Source organism: Maribacter caenipelagi, assembly GCF_004364175.1.
GTDB lineage: Bacteria > Bacteroidota > Bacteroidia > Flavobacteriales > Flavobacteriaceae > Maribacter > Maribacter caenipelagi.
Map to the genome: position 1 here is coordinate 414434 of NZ_SNZW01000015.1, position 25612 is coordinate 440045.

At 34.5% G+C, this 25612-nt stretch carries 23 protein-coding genes; 9 read left to right on the forward strand and 14 right to left on the reverse strand.

Annotated features, from left to right (window positions below; genetic code table 11):
* Nucleotides 1-104 precede the first annotated feature (104 nt).
* Genes DFQ03_RS12305 through guaA form a run of 4 tightly spaced genes read right to left on the reverse strand, consistent with a single transcriptional unit; the run spans nt 105 to nt 4781 of the window.
* Nucleotides 105-611, reverse strand: coding sequence for a DUF922 domain-containing protein (locus DFQ03_RS12305; RefSeq protein WP_133673473.1), 507 nt, complete (start codon nt 609-611; stop codon nt 105-107).
* Nucleotides 612-625: 14 nt separating this feature from the next.
* Nucleotides 626-1030 carry an OsmC family protein gene (locus DFQ03_RS12310; protein ID WP_133673474.1) on the reverse strand — a complete coding sequence of 135 codons (405 nt, stop codon included), beginning with the start codon at nt 1028-1030 and terminating at the stop codon, nt 626-628.
* The gene (locus DFQ03_RS12315) at nt 1031-3247 is read right to left on the reverse strand and encodes a LysM peptidoglycan-binding domain-containing protein (protein ID WP_133673475.1); all 2217 of its coding nucleotides are present in this window, start codon (nt 3245-3247) and stop codon (nt 1031-1033) included.
* A gap of 1 nt (nt 3248) precedes the next feature.
* Nucleotides 3249-4781: a glutamine-hydrolyzing GMP synthase gene (gene guaA, locus DFQ03_RS12320; RefSeq protein WP_133673476.1), complete on the reverse strand. Its 1533-nt coding sequence runs from the start codon at nt 4779-4781 to the stop codon at nt 3249-3251.
* A 74-nt stretch (nt 4782-4855) separates the two neighbouring features.
* Between guaA and DFQ03_RS12325 the strand changes: the two genes are divergently transcribed.
* Entirely contained in the window at nt 4856-5581 is a 726-nt protein-coding gene (locus tag DFQ03_RS12325) for an SIMPL domain-containing protein (RefSeq protein WP_133673477.1), read from the forward strand.
* 363 nt (nt 5582-5944) lie between these two features.
* Complete coding sequence (locus DFQ03_RS12330; protein WP_133673478.1) at nt 5945-6490, forward strand: pyridoxamine 5'-phosphate oxidase family protein; 546 nt, start codon at nt 5945-5947, stop codon at nt 6488-6490.
* Here DFQ03_RS12330 and DFQ03_RS12335 read toward each other — a convergent pair.
* On the reverse strand, nt 6487-7860 hold the full coding sequence (locus tag DFQ03_RS12335) for an ArnT family glycosyltransferase (RefSeq protein ID WP_166637469.1): 1374 nt from the start codon (nt 7858-7860) through the stop codon (nt 6487-6489). The two genes, DFQ03_RS12330 and DFQ03_RS12335, sit on opposite strands and share 4 nt — an antisense overlap.
* 3 nt (nt 7861-7863) lie before the next feature.
* On the reverse strand, nt 7864-9468 hold the full coding sequence (gene bshC, locus DFQ03_RS12340; protein WP_133673480.1) for a bacillithiol biosynthesis cysteine-adding enzyme BshC: 1605 nt from the start codon (nt 9466-9468) through the stop codon (nt 7864-7866).
* A gap of 173 nt (nt 9469-9641) precedes the next feature.
* Here bshC and DFQ03_RS12345 point away from each other — a divergent pair, with 173 nt between their 5' ends.
* The 5 genes from DFQ03_RS12345 to DFQ03_RS12365 all read left to right on the forward strand — a co-directional run bounded on the left by DFQ03_RS12345 (nt 9642) and on the right by DFQ03_RS12365 (nt 17206).
* On the forward strand, nt 9642-12095 hold the full coding sequence (locus tag DFQ03_RS12345) for a M14 family metallopeptidase (protein WP_133673481.1): 2454 nt from the start codon (nt 9642-9644) through the stop codon (nt 12093-12095).
* Between the two features lie 8 nt (nt 12096-12103).
* The gene (locus tag DFQ03_RS12350) at nt 12104-12298 is read left to right on the forward strand and encodes a DUF4177 domain-containing protein (RefSeq protein ID WP_133673482.1); all 195 of its coding nucleotides are present in this window, start codon (nt 12104-12106) and stop codon (nt 12296-12298) included.
* Between the two features lie 159 nt (nt 12299-12457).
* Nucleotides 12458-14821, forward strand: a complete 2364-nt coding sequence (locus DFQ03_RS12355; protein WP_133673483.1) for a DUF2339 domain-containing protein — start codon at nt 12458-12460, stop codon at nt 14819-14821.
* A complete protein-coding gene (locus DFQ03_RS12360; protein WP_133673484.1) occupies nt 14805-16031 on the forward strand; it encodes a DUF3999 family protein in 1227 nt (408 codons plus the stop codon). The genes DFQ03_RS12355 and DFQ03_RS12360 overlap by 17 nt, the downstream gene beginning before the upstream one ends.
* 218 nt (nt 16032-16249) lie before the next feature.
* Nucleotides 16250-17206, forward strand: a complete 957-nt coding sequence (locus DFQ03_RS12365) for a lipid A deacylase LpxR family protein (protein WP_133673485.1) — start codon at nt 16250-16252, stop codon at nt 17204-17206.
* Here the strand turns inward: DFQ03_RS12365 and rimO are convergent, their stop codons facing one another.
* Nucleotides 17207-18511 (reverse strand): 30S ribosomal protein S12 methylthiotransferase RimO, encoded by a 1305-nt coding sequence (gene rimO / locus DFQ03_RS12370; RefSeq protein ID WP_133673486.1) that lies wholly within the window; start codon nt 18509-18511, stop codon nt 17207-17209.
* A 51-nt stretch (nt 18512-18562) separates the two neighbouring features.
* Between rimO and DFQ03_RS12375 the strand changes: the two genes are divergently transcribed.
* Nucleotides 18563-19750, forward strand: coding sequence for a serine hydrolase domain-containing protein (locus DFQ03_RS12375; protein WP_243834491.1), 1188 nt, complete (start codon nt 18563-18565; stop codon nt 19748-19750).
* An 85-nt stretch (nt 19751-19835) separates the two neighbouring features.
* Nucleotides 19836-20438: a nitroreductase family protein gene (locus DFQ03_RS12380; protein WP_133673487.1), complete on the forward strand. Its 603-nt coding sequence runs from the start codon at nt 19836-19838 to the stop codon at nt 20436-20438.
* Between the two features lie 10 nt (nt 20439-20448).
* Here the strand turns inward: DFQ03_RS12380 and DFQ03_RS12385 are convergent, their stop codons facing one another.
* The 7 genes from DFQ03_RS12385 to rpmB form a co-directional block, all read right to left on the reverse strand.
* A complete protein-coding gene (locus DFQ03_RS12385) occupies nt 20449-21294 on the reverse strand; it encodes a metallophosphoesterase (protein WP_133673488.1) in 846 nt (281 codons plus the stop codon).
* A 15-nt stretch (nt 21295-21309) separates the two neighbouring features.
* The gene (locus tag DFQ03_RS12390) at nt 21310-22989 is read right to left on the reverse strand and encodes an amidase family protein (RefSeq protein WP_133673489.1); all 1680 of its coding nucleotides are present in this window, start codon (nt 22987-22989) and stop codon (nt 21310-21312) included.
* Between the two features lie 4 nt (nt 22990-22993).
* Nucleotides 22994-23815: a DUF2911 domain-containing protein gene (locus DFQ03_RS12395; protein WP_133673490.1), complete on the reverse strand. Its 822-nt coding sequence runs from the start codon at nt 23813-23815 to the stop codon at nt 22994-22996.
* 59 nt (nt 23816-23874) lie between these two features.
* Nucleotides 23875-24831, reverse strand: a complete 957-nt coding sequence (gene ftsY / locus DFQ03_RS12400; protein ID WP_133673491.1) for a signal recognition particle-docking protein FtsY — start codon at nt 24829-24831, stop codon at nt 23875-23877.
* Between the two features lie 87 nt (nt 24832-24918).
* Nucleotides 24919-25071, reverse strand: a complete 153-nt coding sequence (locus DFQ03_RS12405) for a DUF4295 domain-containing protein (protein WP_071340023.1) — start codon at nt 25069-25071, stop codon at nt 24919-24921.
* 36 nt (nt 25072-25107) lie between these two features.
* The gene (rpmG, locus tag DFQ03_RS12410; RefSeq protein WP_027067805.1) at nt 25108-25290 is read right to left on the reverse strand and encodes a 50S ribosomal protein L33; all 183 of its coding nucleotides are present in this window, start codon (nt 25288-25290) and stop codon (nt 25108-25110) included.
* A gap of 21 nt (nt 25291-25311) precedes the next feature.
* The gene (gene rpmB, locus DFQ03_RS12415) at nt 25312-25551 is read right to left on the reverse strand and encodes a 50S ribosomal protein L28 (protein WP_027067806.1); all 240 of its coding nucleotides are present in this window, start codon (nt 25549-25551) and stop codon (nt 25312-25314) included.
* Between the last annotated feature and the right edge of the window lie 61 nt (nt 25552-25612).

Below are 25612 nucleotides of genomic sequence, written 5' to 3' on the forward strand. Positions count from 1 at the left end.
TTTTCTTAATACCAAATGTCATATTGAGCGAAATCTAAATACTCAAATCAACAAAAAGCACTTCTTATCGAAGTGCTTTTTTTATTACTCAAAAATTTAAATATTTATTGTTTTAAAGCACTTTCAATTTCTTTAACCCACAGTTCTTGAAGGGGTAAATTTCTTGAATAGTTGGTTTCTGAATCGTATTTATTTTGAAAATCGTTCAGTTGACGAATGGTAGCCTTGTAGATTTTACGAATCTCTTCTTTTACATTCTCAGTGAATTTAGTCTCTGCCAGTTTCTTTCGCAATTTGCGAGCATAGAGCTCGGTAATATCAAAATGTAATTGTTCGTGTAGTAAGGTTATGTCATTGCAGAGTGCCGGTTTGTACCATGATTTTGTGGGATAAAAATAGGCGAACACCTTATAATCTACGTGTAATTCGTCATTTTCATAAAAAGTGGAAAAGCGATAGGTTAAACCACTTGCCGTTGTTGCCGCAGCACCTGAAGATACTGGCACTGTACCTTGAAAATCACTCCAAGCAAATCTAAAATCAGGCTCCCAAGACACTACTTCTTGGCCCTGAACATTTGAAATGGTCAGCAGTGCTAATAGAAATAACATAAAATGTGCCTTTTTTATAAGTCCCAATTATAAGTGATTACTTTCTCAATATCTGGATGTAAACTATAGAGCACAGGGCAAGTATTTGCCGTGTGCTCTAAAATCTTTCTATTCTTATCTGAAATATTTTTTGGCAAATGAACCTCTACCTCTATTTTTGATATTCTTCTAGGGGAAGCAGCCATGTGCTTGGTAACAGATGCTGTAGTACCTTTTAAGTCTACTTCCAATCCGTTTGCCTTAATACCCATCATTGTCAACATACAACTTGCCAAACCTGTTGCAACGGTATCTGTCGGCGAAAATGCCTGACCTAAACCATTGTTATCTACCGGTGCATCTGTTACGAAAGAATCGTTCGATTTCAAATGAACGCATTCTGTTCTTAAGCCTCCATTGTATGTAACTTTTGATGTCATCTACTCTATTGTTTTTATTCTTAAATCATCGATCATCATAATATAAGACGACTGATTAAAATACCCAGCTACACCTTTTCTTTGGTAATTGAATTTGTTACCACTGTATTCTGTTTCACCTATAAATCTTGAAACATCAATTAGACTATTATTATAAGCTAGCTTCAATAAAAGGTCATAGGTAAGATCAAAACCTCTTACCGCATATCTATCTGGATCATCACCAAAACGTTTTCTGTAGCGTTCGACGAAAGAATTATTGGTTACCTGACGATTCACTGATGGGTAAGTAAACTTCAAATTGGACAAATGTGTATTTGAAATTACATCATTTTCAAAAGCGGAGTTCATATCTGTTGTAAACATTCTTACACTCACCTTGTCTTTACCCAATACAGGATCAAACGCCGTATTGTTGAATGAATTCAAAATAGATACAACACTGGCAATCAATTTATAATTATCAGATTCAACAAATACCCAATTAGGCACTTGGTCAGATAAAAGAGTTTGCAACTTATCTCTGTTGATACCAATATTTTTTTCTTCTTCTTTTACTACAACTACTTTAGCAGTAGGAAAACGTTCAAGAATAGCATCTTTCTCCTTTTTATTATCCTCATCTGCTATTACCAAAAGAGTCTCCTCTTTATGGTTGGTTTCCACATAGTCTAACATATGTTTCCACAACACCTCTTCATCAGTATAAGAAAAGAAAACATTATCTAAACTTAAATCACTTTTAGCAGGTACCGGTGCTATTACAGGAACATTAAATCTTGAAGCCTGAACAGCAGTTTCTTTAAGAGAAGGCATATCTAAAGGACCAAAAACGGCGCTATAACCACCTAATTGCTCTCCTTGTAAAATTTGCTTTGTCTTACCCAAATCTAATTGATTATCAAAAGTTTTTACATCTATAGAAACCCCTAATGACTTCATAGAATCAATAGCGACCAATGCACCAGAATATAGACCTAAGCTATATTTCAAGCTATTTCTATTATCTATAATTTTTTCCGTTGCTTCTTTATTACTTAAATCAAGTTTATCTAATCTAAAAGGTAACAAAAACAATACTTTTGGTTTTACCCCAACATTAATACTATCCAACAAATTAACCTTATCTAATACCAGTGCATTTCTAACTTCAAAATCGCCGACCTTATCTTTTGGCAGCTTTAAAACCATACCTGCCTTTAGACCATCTTTTAAATCAGGATTCAAGGCTACCAATTCTGCCCATGTCATTCCGAATTTTCTAGTTAATCGAAACTCATTTTGCTTTGGTTTAACCTCGTAAAAAATGTAGTTCTCGGTATTAATTTCTCCGGTCTCTACTTTCTTTTCTGGAATACGAATTACCATACCTTCTTTTAATCCTCCGCGTTCTGTAATTTCAGGATTTAAGCGAACTATCTCATCAGACTTTACTCCAAATTCCTTTTCTAAACGATAGAAATTCATTTTAGCAGGTACCGTATATGAAGTATACAGCTGTGTTACCTGATTCTTAACGGTACTACCTGCAATTTTAGGCATTAACAGCTCGTAACCTTCAGACAAATAGTTATTTGCGGCAGACAGCCCTGGGTTTAGCTCTAGCATTCTCTCTATGGTAATACCATATTTATGAGCAATACTCCACCAAGTCTCTTTTGCGGCAACAATGTATTTTTCTAAATCTGCTTGATTTTCAACTACTTCTTCAACTTTAGGAGCGCGGTACTTAGGAATTCGCAAATCCATCTTCTTTTGTAATGGAGAAGCATATAACACAGGGTTGTACTTTTTTAGCTCATCTTCTGTAATGTTATACATTTGAGTAATGCCAAAAATAGTTTCCTTTTTCTTGACACGGTGCTCTGTATAACCAATAGGCTCTCTTGCCTTTACAGAATCTTGCACAACAGTTGTGTTCGTTCTAGTTGTTACTGTACTTGAAGTGGGAGTATTAGAAATTGGTGTATTTGTTTGCTCAACAATCTTTTTACCAGGAACTACCAATATCGTATTCGACCTTAGTTTCTGACCTTCCTTTATTTCCTTATTGTACTGTAATATACTTGACGTTGAAACCCCGTACATTTTAGAAATGCTTTCTAAAGTCTCTCCTGATTTTACTTGATGGGTATTGAATTTTTGCGCCATTGCCGTGCAAGACACTAATAAACAAAATGACCCGATTAAGTAAATTTGATTAAATATATATTTCATACTATTCCCATTCTATTGTTGCTGGCGGCTTTGAACTTATATCATATACGACACGATTGACCCCAGGGACTTTATTAATAATATCATTTGATGTTTTTTGTAAAAACTCATATGGTAAATTAACCCAGTCGGCAGTCATACCATCAGTACTTTCCACTGCTCTAAGTGCCACACATTTTTCGTAGGTACGTTCATCTCCCATTACACCTACACTATTAACAGGCAACAACATGGCTCCTGCTTGCCACACTTTATCGTATAAGCCCCATTTCTTTAATCCATCGATAAAAATGGCATCCACTTCTTGCAAAATAGCCACTTTTTCTGGTGTAATATCACCTAGAATACGTATTGCCAAACCAGGACCTGGAAAAGGATGTCTTCCCAATAACGCCTTATCTATACACAAGCTAGCACCAACTCTTCTTACCTCATCTTTAAATAACATTTTTAAAGGCTCAACCACTTTCAATTTCATAAAATCTGGCAAACCACCAACATTATGATGACTCTTAATAGTCTGCGACGGGCCACCGGTTGCTGATACTGATTCTATAACATCGGGATAAATGGTGCCCTGTGCCAACCATTTTGCATTTTCTACCAAATGAGATTCATCATCAAAAACTTCGATAAATACTCTACCTATAGTTTTTCTTTTAGTTTCTGGATCGCTCTCTCCGGCTAAATCATCCAAAAAGCGTGCCGAAGCATCAACTCCTTTTACATTTAACCCCATACCCTCATACTGCCGTAATACATCGGTAAACTCGTTCTTTCTCAAAAGTCCGTTGTTTACGAATATACAGTGCAGGTTTTTACCGATAGCTTTATGCAACAAAACGGCAGCAACAGAAGAATCTACACCGCCCGATAAACCTAAGATCACTTTTTCATCGCCAATCTTCTCTTTTAGCTCTGCTACCGTTTTATCAACAAAGGCATCTGGAGTCCAGGTTTGTTCCATTTCGGCAATATTCACCAAAAAGTTTTCCAACACTTGCTTTCCATCCTTAGAATGATACACTTCTGGATGAAACTGAATAGCATACGTTTCTTCCCCTTCAAATTTAAAGGCTGCATTTTCTACATCATGGGTACTTGCCAATAATGTTGTATTCTCAGGAAGATGTTTAATAGTATCTGCATGGCTCATCCACACCTGACTACCAGCACCTACTTTATCAAAAAATGGTTCGTTTTCCTTTATAAAGCTAAGGTTGGCACGACCATATTCTCTTGTATTGGATTTTTCTACACTACCACCGTGAAAATGCGCTAAATACTGTGCGCCATAACAAACGCCCAATAATGGTTTTTTACCACGTATTTCAGACAGGTCCGGGTGAACGGCATCTTCTCCCCTAACCGATAAAGGAGATCCAGAAAGAATCACCGCTTTATACTCAGAAAGGTCTTTTGGTAGTTTATTATAAGGTTTAATTTCAGAGAAAATATTCAGCTCACGTACGCGTCTTCCAATTAATTGGGTGTATTGTGAACCAAAATCTAGTATCAGGACTTTATTTTGCATGGGCAAAAATAGCAAATTGACAGTTCTTGAAAAGTATCTTTTAATATATTTAGACTCGATTTAAATATTTTTTCATGAAACACATTAGTGCATTTATTTTTGGAGCAGCAATTATCATAGCGGCTTATTTTTTAGGCAACGCATATATACAAAGGGCGAACCCACCTCAAATGATATCGGTTACTGGTTTGGGCAACGAAAATTTCACCTCTGATCTCATTGTTTGGGAAGGTCAATTTTCTACCAATAGCACCATATTAAAGACTGCTTTTGATCAATTAAACCTAGATAAGGAGATTGTTCGCCAATATTTGACCTCTAAAGGCATTGATGCAAACAGCATAATATTCAACAGTGTGCAAACTACCGAATTGCGAGATAACCAATATGAAAATGGCAATTACGTTGGCAATATTTTTAGGGGTTATCAATTAATTCAAACTTTAAAAATAGAATCTGAAGATGTTGCATTAATAGAAGGTGTTTCTAGAGAAATAACAGAACTCTTGAATAAAGGTGTGCAATTCAACTCATCGCCACCAAGATATTATTACACAAAACTAGCCGACCTTAAAATTGAAATGATTTCAAAAGCTACCGAAGATGCTAGAATACGTGCCGAGAAAATAGCTGAAAATGCGGGTAGTAATTTGGGGGATTTAGTTTCTGCCAACATGGGTGTTTTTCAGATTACCGGTCAAAATTCTGGTGAAGATTATAGTTGGGGCGGAGCTTACAATACTTCATCTAAAAATAAAACCGCATCTATTACCATGCGTTTAGAATATAAAGTAAAGTAATAGTACTACTTTGATCAATAATATTTACCGATCTGGTAAAGAAGATATTAAATATAAAAGCCCGGTAATCACCCGGGCTTTTAAATCAACCAATTATCAAATCGAATACATTAAAAAATCTTTTTCATAACAATCTGTATTCAACCTATATGTCGTAAATTTTCTACTCACCTTACATTCTTAAAAAAGAAAGCTCAGGAACCACCCTGAGCTTTTAAATAAATCAAAAACCAAATTTAAACCAAAAGCTTAAAAATCGAACCTAATCAATTCTTTTTCACAGCTATTACTTATATAACAACCAACTTATAATTTACCCTACCTATAAATCGTATTATTTTTACCTTTAAATAAATCACCAGCATGATCAATTCATTTTTTGAAGAATTAAGTACTGAAATACATAACGGAATAAACGAAAGAGGTCATCCGTTCAGGTTCATTACTATGGCAACAGTAGGTAACGAAACTACCGCCCGCTTACGTACCGTGGTGCTTCGTGAGGTTAGCGATGATTTACGTTTGACTATTTATACAGATAGCCGCACTGAAAAGATGAAACATATTGCAGATAATAATCAAGTTAGCTTTCTACTGTATCATCCTGAAAAAATGTTACAACTTAAAGTGGAAGGAACTGCCGAAATAGCAACAAATACGGATAGACTGCAAACTACATGGCAAAACATTCAACCAAATAGCAGAAAAGATTACATTACCCAAACCAGCCCAGGTAATTCTATTAAAAACCCGGATCATGTAGAATATGTTAAAGACAAAAACTACTTTACAATAATTGATATAACTCCGTCAAAAATTGAATATTTAAAACTGAAACGCCCCAATCATATTAGAGCACTATTTATAAAAATGGATAAAAGTTGGAACGGAGAGTTTCTGGTTCCTTAATGCAGATAGAAATACAAATTTTCTTTTTCTTTTCCGAACCCTATAATACTATCGACAGCTATCTTATTTTGCTCTTCGGATCGATTAATAGAAACCTCAATTACTTTTATATAATTTGAACTTGAATTTTTTAACGAATAATCATCTGCAGAAAACAGTATTCTCTTCGGATACAATAAACGTACATTACCGGCATAGGTAACATTAGGAAGCACCCATTCAAAATCATCATAATTTTCTTTCAATTTATTGACAACCGGCTCAAAACCAAAATGCACAGATGAAGGTATGTTCAATATTTTCTCAACTGGTGTTCTTAAAGTTTGAATTCCTATTGCCGCAAAAAAAACCCAGTACCCTATAGAAACTAATTTCTGATTATTTTTAAGATTTATAGTTTCTATTAACAGAACAACAAAAGGAATAAAAAGTGGCAATAACCACCTCGTCTCTACTTTCTGACTTTGAAAAATGAGGAAGAATAAACCCAATACCATCAATTGCGCCAAGAACATTTTCGAAAACCAATGAAGTTTTTGCTTGTTGAAATTGATAAATTTTGAGTAATAACCAATTACCACAAGTGCTACAACAGGAAATGATAAGGCAAACAATCCTTTCAAATAAATTAAAATTGGCATTAATGAAAAACCTGATTCCACTTCTTCTATTCCAATTTTTTCTTCTACACTAGATGCTAAAAAAGATTGAAATCCGTCAGGACCTAATAGCCAGTATGCATGAGGTGCCACCAATAAAACAGAAATAAAAACTGGAATCAGTATTTTCAGGTTAAAAACAATAGCTCTTAATTCCCTATCCCAAAAAGAAACCAAAATGAAGGTTACCAGAAAAAAGCCATAATTGTATTTAGACATCATACCCACACCTATAATCAAACCAAGTGCAAGATAATTTGAAATCGATTTACGCTGCACTAATAATTGTATACAATAGTAAGACGCAACAACACTTAAACACAGCAAACTTGTATGTGAAAGCCTCCTAAAAGTAAAGTCAATATACACAGGTATTAAAACTAGTGCTAAAACAGCCAATTTAGACCTATCAGCATCTTTAATGCGTAGTCCAGAAAAACGATATAACAACAGTAATGTACTTGCAAACAACACCCCTCTAAGCATAGAGAATGGTAATTTACCCACACCAAATATGGAATTGAAACCAAATTGCAACCATGTATAAAGTGGAGGTTGATCATCATAACCCCAACGCAACCACTGCGAATAATACGCTTGTTCTGCGTCTTCAAGCTCTAATGCACTTTTAAAAAAAGTAATTAACGTAATGGCTAGAAAAGATAAAATGGTAAGTACCGCTATCTTATTTAGAGATGCGTTCTTGCCCATCATTTATTTTTGGGTGATGACAGTAAAGTTCAAATCTAAAGGTTGTAAAGCCTCAAAAAGCATGGGAATCAAATCTTCTCCATATGCTAAATAAAACTCAGAAAAATTAGATTGTCGCTCTTGAAGCGATTGATTAGGAAACATTTCATTCTGCAGTTCGGTCATACGAACCACATGATCCTTCAGCTTTCTTTTTTGTGCCTGTAGCAATCTTTTCTCCAAGGCTTCCAATCCTTTTTTCTGCTTTACTTCTTGTGCTTTTACAGCTCCTAGAAAAGATTTGTCGGTCTTTTCGGCAAGCACGTACATATCCTTAAACTGCTCTTCCAGCAATTTTTTCTGCGGTGAAAAGTCGATATCGATATTTGAGATTTCTCTAATCTTTTTATTGATAAGTCTGTTTTGCTTTAAAAAGATATCTGATTTGGAGATATTCATTTTCTCTAACTTTTCGGCTTGCTTCTCCGTAATGATCAGCGCCGAATTTCTAACCAACAAGATTGGAAAAGGCACATTCATAGCTTCAAAAGCAGCTTTTAATTCTAACCAATATGCAATCTCTCCGCCACCACCTATATAACATAGATTCGGCAAAATTACTTCTTGATATAAAGGTCTAGCTATTACGTTGGGTGAAAAACGCTCTGGGTGAGCATTCATCTCATCTATCAACTCATCTTTTGTAAACGAAATGTTGGTTTCATTAACTAGGTAATTACCCTTACTTTCAATAATTCTTTCGCGGATACCGTCTTTTAAATAAAAATAATTGATTTCACGCGGATTTACCTGTACAGGATAATCTGATGAAATATTTTCAATTTTGGTTATACTTTCAGATACTTTCTTGAACGCCGTTTGTTCAAAAATATCTCTCTTTATGTAAGGCACTAGTGTCTTTTTCAAATCTATATGATCACCATCAACAATGACTAGCCCGTAATCCTTAAAAATTTCATTTGCTAAAAATCGGGTTGCATCCGTTAGGTTATTATGCTTTAAATACGCATTTTCAAAAAGCTCCTTTAATACCTTGGCATTCTTACTATCGCCAATGGTTTTTGAATACAGTGCAAAAACTTCCTCTAACCCTTCCGTAGATAAGTGACCAACAGCACCAAACGCCTCTATATTCCACTGAAATTTCAATCCCTTAAAATTAAAATAATTGATTTCGTCAAAATCATGATCTTCCGTAGCCATCCAGTAAACAGGTACAAAATTGTTGTCTGGAAATTCCTTTTTTAACTGCCTGGTCAAATTAATCGTAGATATAATCTTGTATAGAAAATATAACGGTCCGGTAAATAAGTTTAACTGGTGACCTGTAACTATTGTGAAGGTATTTTTTTCTTTTAACAGCTGAATATTAGCAATTGTTCCCTTAGAAGTATCAGTATTCTTATACTGATTTAACATAGAAGCATGTAATATATCTCTTTGAGCTTGAGTAAAATGCTTTCCTTTTTCTTCCAATTGACCTTTGAAGCCTTCTATATCGGGAAACCGATTATATAATGGTCTAAGCTTAGTATCTGCTATTGTGTAATCGCAAATCAATTTCGAAAAATAACCCGTTTTCTCTAGGGGCAAACAATCAATATCCATATAAGAAGTAAATACTTTGTAAATATAAAACCCTTTCGTTTTACATTTCCTAAATATAAGTTAATTACAACTAGTATTAAATACTAAATTCCTCGGTGAAATACATCGCAATTCAGGGACATTTTGTAATTATTTTAATAGATTTGGCTGACTCAGAATACAAACCACACACTATGAAACTAATTCTACGCTACGCATTATTTTTAATTCCCTTTATAGGTTTATCCCAATTAAAATCTCCATCAGAATTTTTAGGTTATGAACTAGGAACACAATTTACAAGACATCATGAAGTAGTTGATTACTACCAATATTTGGCAGAGGCAGAACCTCAACGCATGAATCTTATGGAATACGGTAAAACCAATGAACGCAGACCGTTATTATTGGCAACCATATCTACCAAAGAAAATATGCAAAATCTCGATAAAATAAGGGAAGAGCACATGAAAGGTATAAACGGCGAAGGCGCACCGAATAAAGCTATTGTTTGGCTCAGCTACAATGTTCACGGTAATGAAAGTGTTAGTACCGAAGCGTCAATGCAAACTATATATGACCTTTTCACTACTAAAAGCAGTTACCTTGACAATATAGTAGTATTGATTGATCCATGTATTAATCCAGATGGTAGAGATCGTTATGTAAACTGGTATAACCAATTTAAAAATTCACCCAACCAGGCAGATCCTAATAGTAAGGAGCATCATGAAAATTGGTGGAGTGGTCGTAGCAACCACTATATGTTCGATCTTAATAGAGATTGGGCTTGGTTAACACAAGTGGAAAGTCAGCAGCGTTTAAAGCAGTTTAATAAATGGTTGCCTCATGTACACGTAGATTTTCATGAGCAAGGTGTTGACAATCCGTATTATTTTGCGCCTGCCGCAGAGCCTTTTCATGAAGTAATCACAGATTTTCAAAGAGAGTTTCAAGAAACTATTGGTAAAAATCATGCGAAGTACTTTGATGAAAATGGCTGGTTTTATTTCACTAAAGAGGTTTTCGACCTATTGTACCCTAGTTATGGTGACACTTATCCTACCTACAACGGAGGTATTGGTATGACTTATGAGCAAGGCGGTAGCGGTCGTGCTGGTTTAGGTATTATTACTAGTATAGGAGATACACTTACCCTAAAAGATAGAATTGCACATCACCATACTACCGGTCTATCTACAGTAGAAGTAGCATCAAATAATGTATCTAAATTGAATGATGAATTCAAGAAATTCTACTTAAATAAAAATTTCAAATACAAAAGTTATGTGTTGAACGGTAACCCAGATAAAATTGAAGCTCTGGCAGATTTATTAGCTAAGCATGAAATTGAATATCAATCGGGTACAAACACAACTATTAAAGGGTATAATTATACAACAGGCAAAACTGGATCAATAAAAAGTACCGACCAAAGTTTGGTGATTTCTTCTAATCAACCAAAGAGTACATTGGTAAAAGTATTATTTGAACCTATGGCTAAATTAAGCGACTCCGTTACTTATGATATTACTGCATGGTCGCTACCTTACGCATACGGATTGGATGCTGTTGCTTCTGAAAGTACTGTCAGCAAAACCTATCCACCTCACAACGGAACTGAATACGGAGTTTTGAAGGAGAATAGCTATGCTTATTTAGCAGACTGGAACAGTATGAAAGATGCTAGATTCTTGGCAGAACTTTTAAGAAATAAAGTCCGTGTACGATACGCTCATAAGCCTTTTACCTTAGACGGTATTTCTCACGAACGTGGTACATTAATTATCACTAAAAGTGATAATAAGCACCTAAAAGATTTTAACGGTATTCTTAGAACCGCATCAATTAATAATTCTAAAAATGTAATTGCTACCAATACCGGATTTGTAAAGAGTGGCAAAGATTTCGGTTCTGGCTATGTTGATGTTATTCAAGATTTAAATATTGCAGTTCTTTCTGGAGAACCTACCTCTACCCTTCGTTTCGGAGAAATATGGAACTTTTTCGAACAACAATTAAACTACCCTATTTCTGTATTGGATGAAGATTATTTTGAACGCGTTGATCTTACCAAATATGATGTTTTAATTTTACCTGATGGTAGTGGTTACAATAGCTTTTTAACCACATACAACAAAGAGAAAATTAAGGACTGGGTAAAACGTGGCGGTAAATTAATTGCCATGGGTGGAGCCATTGACGGTATTACAGCCTCAGATAAAGAATTTGAACTATCTGAAAAAGAAATTAAAAAAGACTCTTCAAATACCATTGAATCTTTTGAAATTTCTGAAAGAGAACAAATAAAATCTGCTATTACCGGTGCTATTTTCAAAGCAACTGTTGATAATACAAACCCATTAGCTTATGGGTATGATGACACATATTTCACCCTTAAACTAGGAGCTCGCGCTTATAATTACTTAGAAAATGGAAGTGCTGTTTATTTAAGTGAAGGTGCCAATGAACCTGTATCAGGATTCGCTGGTAGTGAAGCAAAGAAAAAGATTGCCGAAACCTTGATTTTCGGGACAGAAGATATGGGTCGCGGACAAGTAATATACATGGTAGACAACCCTTTATTTAGAGGTTTTTGGGAAAATGGAAAACTATTTTTCGCCAATGCTCTATTTATGGTTAAATAAAAAAAAGTATGAAAGAATATAAAGTTGAAACACTCATTTTCTACTCGAAATTTACTTTTGACAGAAACCATTTAGCGAAGTCATCAAATAAAGCAATTCAAGATAAACTAAACGAATATGCTAAAAATGGCTGGCGTTTAGTATCTACAGATACTATCGAATTCGGCATGGCTATGTATATTTATCTGTATTTTGAAAAGTAAAAGAATACAAATAAACGTCTAGTTTAGATATCCCTGAAACAGCTAAAATCGTTTCAGGGATATTTTATTTTATGGCTACATGGCACTCTTCCCAACATATTCGCATCTTTTGCGTTTAAATTAGAAGTTCCTAATATATTAGGGTACAAACCAACACCTATGCCAAACAATCAAGACCAAATAAATGCATTAATGAATAAGTTAGAACTGCTTTTAAAAAAGCAGCAAGACTTTAATATTGAGGTAAATGAAATTCGTAGAGATATTCAAATACTTAGAAATACTCAGGCGTTAAAATTCAATGAATCAACTAGTAAACAAAGTATTGAACCTCAAGAAATAACTTCCGAAAAAGAACATACTGTTACTGCTGAAGCTGCAATTACAGAAACACCTATTTCAGCTCAAACCGCTATCACCCATATTCAAGATGAACAAAATATCAGTTCTGAAAAGAAAATTATTAAACCAAAAGGTAAATCTAATCTTGAGAAATTTATTGGTGAAAACCTTATCAATAAAATTGGGATACTTATTACCGTAATTGGTGTTGGTATTGGCGCAAAATATTCTATTGAAAACAATTTAATTAGTCCGCTAACCAGAATTATACTTGGTTATTTAGTTGGTATAGGCTTATTAGGATTCGGAATTAAATTGAAAGCCAGATACGAAAGCTATAGTGCTGTTCTGGTTAGTGGCGCTTTAGCGATTCTGTATTTCTTGACATTTATCGCTTATGATCTTTATGGGTTGTTTCCGCAAATAGTAGCCTTTGGTATTATGCTATTATTTACTGTTTTCGGAGTTATAGCTGCACTGAGTTACAATAAGCAAATTATAGCTCACATAGGTTTAGTAGGGGCATACGCGGTACCTTTTCTTTTAAGTAATGATTCTGGCAATGTTACTGCACTATTTAGTTATATCGCCTTAATTAATATCGGTCTCTTAGTTATTTCGTTTAAAAAATATTGGAAAGCACTTTATTACGTAGCCTTTGCATTCACCTGGCTTATTTATGGGTCCTGGTATGCCTTCTCAAGCAATGATGTAGATTTCTCTATTGGCTTTGGCTTTTTAGCGCTATTCTTCACATTGTTCTACGCTACATTTTTAGCGTTTAAACTGATAAAATCCGAAAAATTCCAAGTTGCAGATATTATTCTGATCATGCTAAATTCGTTCATATTTTACGGCTTTGGTATTGCCTGGCTCTATGATTATGAAGGTGGAGAATTTTATTTAGGTTTATTCACCCTATTGAATGCACTTATTCATTTTGTGATAACGGTAATTATCTTCAAAAGAAAATTAGCCGATCGAAAGCTATTCTTCTTAACCTCTGGATTTGTACTTACGTTTATTACCATAGCGGTACCTGTTCAATTAGATGGCAATTGGGTAACATTATTTTGGGCTTTTGAAGCCGCACTATTATTTTGGATTGGGCGCACCAAAAAAGTTAAATTCTATGAATACCTTTCCTATATTTTGGTTGCTCTAGCATTCTTAAGCTTAACAATGGACTGGACAGCAAGTTACTCGTATATGAATACCACAGACGAATGGAGCCTTATATTAAACACTACGTTTTTGACTTCGATACTTTGCGTTGCTGTCTTCGGATTCATGAATTGGATTCAAACAAAATTCAGCACTGAAAAACCTTCAATAGTTCAACAGATAATGACATTTGGTATTCCTGCTATGTTTATAGGAACCCTCTACTTTGCCTTCTATCTAGAAATTGAACAGTATTGGAACAATGCCTTTCAGTTATCTAAAATAGAGATATCAAGTACCTCTGGTGAATACCCAGAATATAACTACAATCTCAAAGATTTTGAAGCTATTTGGTTAATTCTATATACCATGTTTTTTATTAGTGTTTTAAGTTTCGTAAATATTATTAAAATTAAAAACAAGATATTAGGAATTGTAGCCTTAGGCTCCGCGCTTTTAATAACTTTAATATTCCTTACCAACGGACTTTACACCTTAAGCGAGCTGCGTGAAAATTACCTTACCCAGCAACTAACAGAATTTTACAATGTAGGAGCATATAATATTTACATGCGCTATATTTCATTTGCATTTCTTGCATTTCTTTTATTCGCCATTTATAAATTAGCACAGCAAGAGTATTTAAAATTTAATTATAAAATTCCGTATGAAATTCTAATGCATACCGCAATTATATGGGTAGCAAGTAGCGAATTATTAAATTGGATGGATCTATCAGGATCTGAACAATCTTATAAACTAGGTCTTAGTATTCTTTGGGGCATATATGCGCTACTTCTAATCGCATTAGGTATTTGGAAAAAGAAAAAATACCTGCGAATTGGAGCTATTACACTATTTTCAATTACGTTAATTAAGTTGTTCTTCTATGATATTTCATCTTTGAATACTATTTCTAAGACAATCGTATTTGTATCATTGGGTGTCTTATTATTGATTATTTCATTTCTTTACAACAAATACAAATACATTATTTCAGATGAGACTGAACAATAGCTTTTTAACAATTCTTGCCTTTTTATCGATTTCAGTTTGTTTCGGACAGATGGATTCCTATTCTAAAAAGATAGCGTTAAAAGATATCGAAAACCAATGGCATACTATTGAAGTACCTAACCAAGTATTTGAAGATGTAAATACCAACATGAGCGATATTCGCATTTATGGGGTTACCGCTACCGATACTATCGAAGCACCATACCTGCATAAAGTTTCTAATGCTGAAATTTCCAATTCAGAGCTTTCTTTCAATCTAATAAATAGCGTAAATAATTCTAAAGGTTACTTTTATACTTATGAGCTACCTCAAAAGGAAACTATTAATGAGATGCTACTAAACCTAGAAGACCCTAATTTTAATTGGGAAATTACACTTGAAGGTAGTCAACATCAGAAACAATGGTTTACTATTTTAGAAGACTATCGTATTTTATCTATTAATAATGACCAGACAAATTATTCGTTTACTACATTAAAGTTTCCAGATGCTAGCTTTAGATATTACAGAGTATTAATAAAGAGTAAAGCAAAGCCAAATCTAACATCTGTACATATTACTAAAAAGGCTAAAAAGGCTGCCACTTATCGCGATTATGAGGTTAGTGATTTCCAAATTTCTAAAGAAGACAAAAAAACGATTATAGACATTGATTTAAAAAACCGTGTACCCCTCAACTTACTAGAGTTTACAGTCGATGATAAAATCGATTATTACCGATCAATTTCTATTCAGTATCTGGTTGATAGCGTAAAGACCGAAAAAGGATATTACCACAATTACAGACCTTTAGCTACGAAGACTCTTTCTTCAATGGAAGATAACAGCTTTCAATTACCGGGTACGTTAGCACAAAAACTACGCGTTATTATCTTAAACAATGATAATCAACCTTTAAAAATTTCTGATGTAAAACTTAAAGGATACCTGCATACGTTGACCGCCCGTTTTACAGAACCAGCTAACTATTTTTTAGTTTACGGCAAGCCGTATGATAATTTTCCAAATTACGATATATCAAAAACCACGGTTTCTTTACCAGATAATATTACAAAATTAGATTTTGGTAGCGTGGTAGAAATACCTAAACCAGAAATTGAAACAACAAATCCTCTTTTCGAAAACAAATGGTGGTTGTGGGTTATAATTGGTGTTGTAATAGCCCTTTTAGGTTATTTCACTATTGGTATGATGAAGAAGGAGCTTTAGTTGTTTTTATCAAAAAATCATTGGGAAAGTACACTAAACCAAAGTTTGCAAACATTTACTTATAAATTGCTTGACCTATGTTTTAATCACATTTCTCTGATCTGGAAATCAACAACTAAACCATTGCTACATAAATAATAATATGATGGAAAGGTGGTTTATCTAATTTAACTCATAAATAGGCAAAACCTTCACAAAATTTCATCGTAAGTAGTGTGATGAAATATTACATATTATTACCGCTTCTACTTCCAACGGTTATTTTAAGTCAAAAAATAGACCATCTTGCCTCTTTCAGAGATATGGGTAGTGAAAGCTATTTCCGATTTAATTATGACAATGATTTCTTCGCTGCATCAGATAAAAATTACACGCAAGGCTATAGTTTTGAGTATGCAAATCCAAGCTTAAAGAAAAATCCGGTAAACCATATTTTCATCAAGCCTAAAGGTAATCACTTCACTTATGGATTAGCATTAGAACATATCGGTTACACACCTAGTGATTTTGTTAGTCCAGATATACAAATTGATGATAGACCCTTTGCTGCTGCTATATACCTTAAGAGTTTTGCTGTTGCAACAGATACCATTAAAAAATTAAGATTATCTCAATCATTAAGTTTAGGACTTATTGGTCCAGGGGCATTTGGTAGAGAAATGCAAACAGCAATTCATAAACTTATTGAAAACAAAACTCCCGGTGGTTGGGACAATCAAATTCAGAACGATTTAGTGTTGAACTATAAAATTGGCTACGAGAAACAAATATTCAATTATAAAAACATAATAAATACACAAGCAATAACTTCGCTACAACTAGGAACTTTATTTACAAATGCATCGGTGGGATTTAATTCTACTATCGGACTATTACATCATCCGTTCTCTAGAAACAATATATCTTCAAAATTTAAATTTTATGCTTATGTACAACCAGCAGTTCATGTCGTCGGTTATGATGCTACTTTGCAAGGTGGCATTTTTACCAATGATAATCCTTATACCATTTCTTCAAAAAATATAGAACGGTTAACCGCACAAATCGACTACGGACTCATACTCAAATACAGAAAACTGTATTTAGAATATACCCGAACAACGATTACCAAAGAATTTACCTCTGGTAATTCTGCCAATTGGGGCGGTTTTAAAGCAGGTTTATTGTTTGATTAATTACACAGCAGGTTCACCATAAAGGTCAAAGTCAGCTGCTTCTCTAATCTTAATATTTACAAACTCACCTTGCTTCACATAATGCTTTGCTGCATCTATTAATACCTCGTTATCAACATCTGGAGAATCGAATTCTGTTCTTCCCACAAAATAGTTACCTTCTTTGCGATCTATAATGCAACGAAACGTCTCCCCAACTTTCTTCTGGTTCAATTCCCAAGAAATTTGAGATTGAATTTCCATGATAATATTGGCACGTTCTTGTTTTACTTCTTCTGGGACATCGTCTACCAAAGTATAGGCATGAGTATTTTCTTCATGACTGTACGTAAAGCAACCTAAACGCTCAAAACGCATGGCAATTACCCAGTTTTTGAGAATCTCGAAATCTTCTTCTGTTTCACCAGGATAACCCACTATTAAAGTAGTTCTAATTGTCATTTCTGGTACAGCAGCTCTAAATTCTTTAAGTAATTTCGTCGTTTTAGCTTCTGTAGTACCACGACGCATACTTTTAAGAATTCTGTCAGATATATGCTGTAACGGAATATCCAAATAGTTACAAACCTTTGGTTCTCTATTCATAACATCTAGCACATCCATCGGAAAACCAGCAGGAAATGCATAATGTAGACGTATCCACTCAATGCCTTCTACCTTTACCAAAGCCTCCAAAAGCTCGGCAAGATTTCTTTTCTTATAAAGATCTAAACCATAATAAGTAAGATCTTGTGCAATTAAGATTAATTCTTTTACCCCTTTTGCCGCAAGCTTTTCTGCTTCGGTTACCAATTCTTCAATCGGAGTACTCTTGTGCTTACCTCTCATTAAAGGAATTGCACAGAAAGAACAAGGCCGATCACAACCTTCTGCAATTTTTAAATACGCATAGTTTTTAGGTGTTGTTGTTAAACGCTCGCCTATTAGCTCATGCTTATAATCTGCTCCTAATGCTTTCAACAAACCTGGCAACTCACTGGTACCAAAATACTCATCTACATTCGGAATTTCTTTTTGTAGATCTGGCTTATAACGTTCACTTAAGCAACCGGTAACAAAAACTTTATCTACCGCACCATCTTCTTTCTTTTGAACATATTCTAAAATGGTATTAACACTTTCTTCTTTAGCATTGGCAATAAAGCCACAGGTGTTAATTACAACTATGTTTCCTTCTTCCTCATGTACAACTTCTTTGTCATTTGCCTTTAACTGGCCCATGAGTACTTCAGAATCATAAACATTCTTTGAACAACCTAGTGTTACTACGTTGATTTTGTTCTTTTTAAGAGTTTTTGTCCTCATAATTTAAATTGGGGTGCAAAAATACGATTTGGGTATTTAAAAACGTTAGATATGGACAAATTTACTTGTAATCTTTATTTGATTACAGTTTATCAATACCCAAATCTTAAATTAACCATGAAATTCTCCCAATATTTCAGGCTACTTGCCCTATCATTAATTGTAGCGTCATGCTCAAGTGATTCTGAACCCTCTTCAGAAACTGACAAAAGTGGCACTCCACCTGCTGTAACACCTATACCGACCGAAACTTATTTTCCACCAATTTCTAGAACTAACGAATGGGAAACCACATCTATGGAATCCTTAGGATGGAACGAAGATGAAGTAAGTAATCTATTTTTCTTCCTAGAAAACAATAACACCGATGCTTTTATTATCCTAAAAGATGGTCGAATAGTAATCGAAAAATACTTTGGCGATTTTAAGTCTGATGACAATCATGCATGGAACTCTGCCGGAAAAAATTTAACAGCAATGCTTACAGGTATTGCCCAAGAAGAAGAATATCTTAATATTACAGATGCAACCTCTAATTATTTAGGTGAAGGTTGGTCCAACATACCGCTAGAACAAGAATTGAACATCACCATTAAAAATCAATTGACCATGACAACGGGTCTTGATTATATGGTCGATGATATTTTCTGTACCGATCCAGAGTGTCTGTCATATTTAAATGAACCTAATACCTTCTGGTACTATCATAATGCACCTTACACCTTGTTAGATGATGTGATAGCCAATGCTACAGGTACTGATTTTAATGCTTATTTTTCCGAGAAAATCAAAGAACCTATTGGTATGCAAGGTTTATTTATAAAAGTAGGCTACAATAACGTATTCTTTAGTTCTGCGCGAAGTATGGCGCGTTTTGGAATTTTAAACTTGAACCAAGGTGATTGGAACGGAACTTCAATTCTTTCTGATCAAAGTTACTTTAATGCTATGACCAACACTTCGCAAGACTTAAATCTTTCTTACGGATATCTTTATTGGTTAAATGGCAAGAGTAGTTTTAGATTACCTAGTTCTGTAGATGAATTTGCAGGTAGCTTAATACCAAATGCACCTGATGACATGTATGCCGGACTTGGATTAAACGACCAAAAACTATATATGGTACCTAGCTTAGATTTAGTGGTTGTACGTATGGGCGGTGCTAGTAACGATGAACTTCTGGGTCCTTCTAATTTCGACAATGAAATATGGGAATTAATCAATGCTATTATCGAATAGATTTTTTCAGGATAATTAATCACATCTTCTGTATCTAGTTCACACTTAGCAAATAAGTATTCTTACTTTTGTATAAAATTGTAAGATGGATTTTAGAAGCATTGCAGAGAAAAGATACACTACCCAGAAATATAATGTTTCTAGAAAAATCTCAAATTCAGACATTGAAGATTTAAAGCATATTTTAAAACTTAGTCCGTCTTCTATTAATAGCCAACCTTGGTTATTCACATTCGTTTCTAATGAACAGATAAAAAATGAATTAGCAAACGCATCTTATTCTAATGCTCCTAAAATAAAAAATGCCAGCCATTTGGTCGTTTTCAGTGTAATGGATAATCTTGAAGAGTTTGAAAAACGTGTTGAAGAAAATTTACTTGAAAACTCTATTAAATTTTACAAGCAATACATAAAAACGCAATCAAAAGAGAAAACGGTTAACTGGTTATCTCATCAAGTTTATATTACGCTAGGATTCTTTTTAGCCGCATGTGCGTCTATGGAAATAGACTCTACCCCTATGGAAGGTATAGACGTTGGAAAATATCAAAACATACTTAACATCAAAGATCACAAGGTTTTATTTTCAGTGGCAATAGGCTACCGTGATGATAATGATATTACACAACCGAATTTAATAGGTAAATCTAGATTGGCCGATGATACTGTGATTCAATCAATTGACTAAATAATCGATTTTAAACCTCTTTTGCCAGTAAAAATACCGTGATTTCTGGTCTTACATTAAAACGTACTTGACGCAAACAACCCAAGGCACTATTAATATATAGGGTTCTTCCGTCTTTTAAATCTTTTATACCGGCATCATAATTTTTATTTTTAACTGGTAAGATCAGTGCAGGAAGAAAAGGTGGTTTTACTTGTCCGCCATGGGTATGACCAGAAAGTATCCAACCTTTAAAATTATTCCAGACAGGTAAATCGCATACATCCGGATTGTGACATAGGGCAATATTAGCTTTCTCAGGATTATATTTTGCAGTAGCTTTTTTAGGATAAAAATTACTTCCCCAAAAATCATCCATCCCCAAAAAATTAAGTCCGTTGATTTCCACAGCATCATTTCGTAACATGGTTACCCCTACATCTTCTAAACTCTTCGTAATATTTCGTGCTACATCATCTTCTACAAAATCAATTCCGTAATCGTGATTTCCTAGTATACCAATTGTACCCAAAGCGCCTTTAACCACAAATTTTAACACCTCTTGCAACTGGCTTATTTGCTCATCGTCTTCATAGGTTACATAGTCGCCGGTATACACGACAAAATCAGGATTTAATTCTTGGGCTTCTTTAAATGAATCTATGATGTATTGATAATCAAAAGAATTACCAATATGTACATCACTTATTTGCATTACTGTTTTACCGATAAGATCATCTGGTAAGTTTTTTAGAGGCATTTTTATATAGACAAACTGCATCCAAAATGGTTCTATCTGCCAACTATATAATCCAGTCAACAAACCTAACCCAGCTAACCACTGAAAAGTCTTTTTGACAAAGCTTCGTCTTTTCATTTCAAGTAATCAAATTTAGTTTTGATAGTCTGTCGGTACTACCCTATTTGGAAAATTATCTTCATAAGACTTTCCAATTCGTAATAGGTTAGCTTCAGAATATGGCTTTCCAATAAAGGTTAGGCTTATCGGTTCACCAGAAATTTTATAACCCATAGGTATTGTGAGAGCCGGATATTTGGCAACAGCCGCATAACCAGCGTGGTAATTGTTAATAGAGAGCACAGCATCTAATTTGTACTTATCCATCGCTGTATCGAAGAAGGTTCTACCATTCTTTTCAAGATTAGATTTTATTTCTTCTAATTCGGTAGTTGTGGTAGTATCTGATAATATACCCTCAAACAATGCTTGTCCGTAGGGAATTCTAACTAACGAATCTGCATTATTGAATGTCACCGCATCTGCAATTGAAGTTATTTTCACTAACTCAGAGTTGGTTTCCTCTTTTAAATATGACTTCAAATCATTTCTCATATCAATATTTAAAATACTTAAAAAGCCATCCATAGAAACTTCTGGTGGTGTAAACAGTATAATTGTTGCTCCTGCTTCTTTCAGACCCTGAATGGTTTGCTTGTAAATACTATCAGTTTCCATCAACCTTTTAATAGCACCTAATCTCATTTCAGAAAAAGGTTCTGGATGTAAACCTGCAGATAAAATTCCCGGAAAACTATCTTCTATAGATGCAGGATCTGACTCATCAAAACCCAACATAGCAGATAACAAAATAGCATTGTCCTTTACATTCTTTGTCATCGGACCAGGTGTATCTAATGTGCTTGAAATGGGCACAATACCCGACCTACTCAATAAACCTATGGTAGGTTTTAAGCCAACTACGGAATTCTGGCTACTGGGCGATAAAATAGAACCCGAGGTTTCTGTACCTACTGCGGCAACTGCATAATTAGCCGCAACTGCGGTACCGCTACCAGAACTTGACCCGCCTGTTTCAAATATTCTTCGCCCATAAGGATTAAGGGTTTGACCACCGTAAGCACTATACCCTACAGGGCAACCAGAACATAAAAAATATGCCCATTCACTTAAATTGACCTTACCTAAAACTAAGGCTCCGTTCTTTTTTAATTGCTGAACGATAAATGAATCATCAACTTCATTATCCATCAGCGCAATTGAACCTGCAGTGGTTTTCATGCCTAAGGTATTAATGTTGTCTTTTAATAAAATAGGCATACCATAAATTGGATGTTGCATTTGAGCCGCTATACCCTTTTCATTTTGCCTATCTAATTCTCGCGCTTGGGCTACTACGTCATTATTAAGGGCTATTACAGTATTTAAAGTTGTCTCATTGTTCAACTCATACTTATAAATGCGATATAAATAAAACAATACCAGATTTTCATAAGTCAGCCTACCTTCTTTGATATGATTTCGAATCACAAAAATATCTTGCTCCAAAATCATGGGAAGCACCTCTTTATATTGAGCCTCTGTAAACTTAGAAACCTCTTCATACAAAGGCATAAAAACCTCATTCTTATCCAATACCTTAGATTGAATCAGCTTGTACTGCATACGTCCATTCCCGTGATCAGCATTGTCGGCAACTTCAGTAGAATCATTATAGGGCGTCCAAAGAACTACTTCCTCTTTTTCCGTTTCTTGCTTGTTCTTACATGCACTTATAACAATAATGATTAATAATAATACAAGTTTTTTCATACTGTTATTTATTTTTTTGAATAGTTTTCCATTTCAGGATATCATTTTGGTTCAAGCGAACAAATTCATCCTTACCTTCCTTTTCAGCTAATACAATAGAAATGTTGGATGCTTTTATTGCTGCTTCATATTTCTTTAAATCTGCCAAAATCAAAGAACGCACTCTATGAAAGTAATAGGTATCTCCACCCATATCAATTGCATCATCGACATAATCGAGGGCTTCTGTAAAATTTAAACCCTGCTCTTGATAATACCGTGCAATTTCGTAATAGGTTTGTGCTGTAGGACTTCTTAATAACTCATCATTAATCTGCTCTTGAAAAATAGATTCCGTATCAAATTGAATGGGGATTGAAACTTCTGTATTTCCCCAATTCCAATTCATTAAAGCTCCGTTGTGATTAATAACATCAAACGAAATCAGAAAAGTCTCTTGAAAATCATGTTTATGGATTGGTACAACTATTACTCGTAATGCATCTTCTTTGGCATTATAGTTTGTTCTGCCATCTCCCCAATGCGCTGTATTCTTATGAAATACTATTTGCCACTCCTTTTCTTCAGGAAAAGCATACAAGGCATAAGTACCCTTAACGAGCTTTTGACCTTCAATAAAAACATCTGAACTGAAAGTAATTTTGGTAGATTCATTGGCACCTACCCTCCAAATACGTCCATAAGGAACTAAACCAGGCTGACCGTTAGGTTGATTGCCAAATAAAGTGCGACCCTTGGCAGATGGTCTGGAATATTCGACGGTAATTTTTGAGAGTCCGACTTCTTGTTCAATCTTGGCAAACGGACTAGCTTTGGGGTGGTTCATTTGCCCCCAACTCAGATTAGATAATAAAAGAGGAAGTATGAACCAGATGTATCTCAATTTCAAATTTTAAAGAATGAATCTACGAACTCATGCTTATTAAATGCCTGTAAATCTTCAATACCCTCACCTACACCGATATACTTTACCGGTATTTTAAATTGATCAGATATACCTATAACCACACCGCCTTTTGCAGTACCATCTAATTTGGTAATCGCCAAAGCCGTAACTTCTGTAGCTTTCGTAAATTGTTTTGCTTGTTCAAATGCATTTTGCCCTGTAGAACCATCTAGAACCAGCAATACTTCATGCGGGGTATCGGCAACTACTTTTTGCATAACGCGTTTTACCTTGGTCAACTCATTCATTAAGTTCACCTTATTATGCAATCTACCTGCTGTGTCTATAATTACCACATCGGCATCTTGGGTAACGGCAGAACTCAAAGTATCGAAAGCAACCGAAGCAGGATCACTACCCATTTGTTGTTTTACTATAGGCACATCTACACGATCGGCCCATACTTGTAACTGATCAATTGCAGCTGCCCTAAATGTATCTGCGGCACCAAGAACTACTTTTAAACCTTGATTTTTAAATCTATATGCCAACTTACCAATAGTTGTAGTCTTACCAACACCATTTACACCAACTACCATGATCACATATGGCTTTTTATCTTTTGGTATTTGAATATCGCCAGTATCGCCGTCGTTAGTTTCAGAAAGAAGACCAGCAATTTCAGCTCTTAAAATCGTATTAAGCTCATCGGTACCTACATACTTATCGCGAGCAACCCTTGCTTCTATTCTTTGTATAATTTTTAAGGTTGTATCAACGCCAACATCAGAAGAAACCAATACTTCTTCAAGATTATCTAGAACATCATCGTCTACCTTAGACTTACCAGCAACCGCTTTACCCAACTTCGAAAAGAAAGTGGTTTTAGTTTTTTCCAAACCTTTATCTAAGGTTTCTTTTTTCTGAGAAGAAAATATTTTTTTAAATAAGCTCATTTTTGATTGTATGGTTAGTCAAATATAAAAAATTAAAAAGCCCCTTTCGTATGAAAGGGGCTCAATAACTACTAAAAGTTATATTTCTTATTTCTTGGCAATCCAAGCATCTACCAATTCTGGTGGCATAACTTGTTCTACAAAAACGTAAGCACCTGATTTTGGTGACTTAACCATTTTTATAGCTTTTGTCAATCTTTTAGAACTTGTCTGTAAACTTGCTACGGTCTTCTTAGCCATGTCTTATGTTTTTAGTGATTCTCTTAAAGAAAGAATCTATTTAATTTCTTTATGAAGGGTCATTCTCTTAAGAATAGGATTGAATTTTTTAATTTCCAATCTCTCAGGAGTGTTCTTCTTATTTTTTGTTGTGATATATCTTGAAGTACCTGGTTGACCAGATTCTTTATGCTCTGTGCATTCTAATATAACTTGTATTCTATTACCTTTCTTTGCCATCTTAATGCTCTATTTTCCAGATTACTTAATAACGAATCCTTTTGCTTTTGCTTCTTTCAAAACAGCAGATATTCCTTTCTTATTGATACTCTTTAAAGCTCTTGTAGAAACTTTAATAGTAATCCAACGGTCTTCTTCAGGAATGTAGAAACGCTTTTTAGATAGATTTACATCAAATCTTCTTCTCGTTTTATTAATTGAAAACGAAACATTGTTTCCAAACATCGCCTTCTTCCCCGTAATTTCACATACTTTTGACATCGTGCTGACTTTTTCTTTTAAACAGGGTGCAAATTTATATCTTTTTTATCGTTCCAACAAC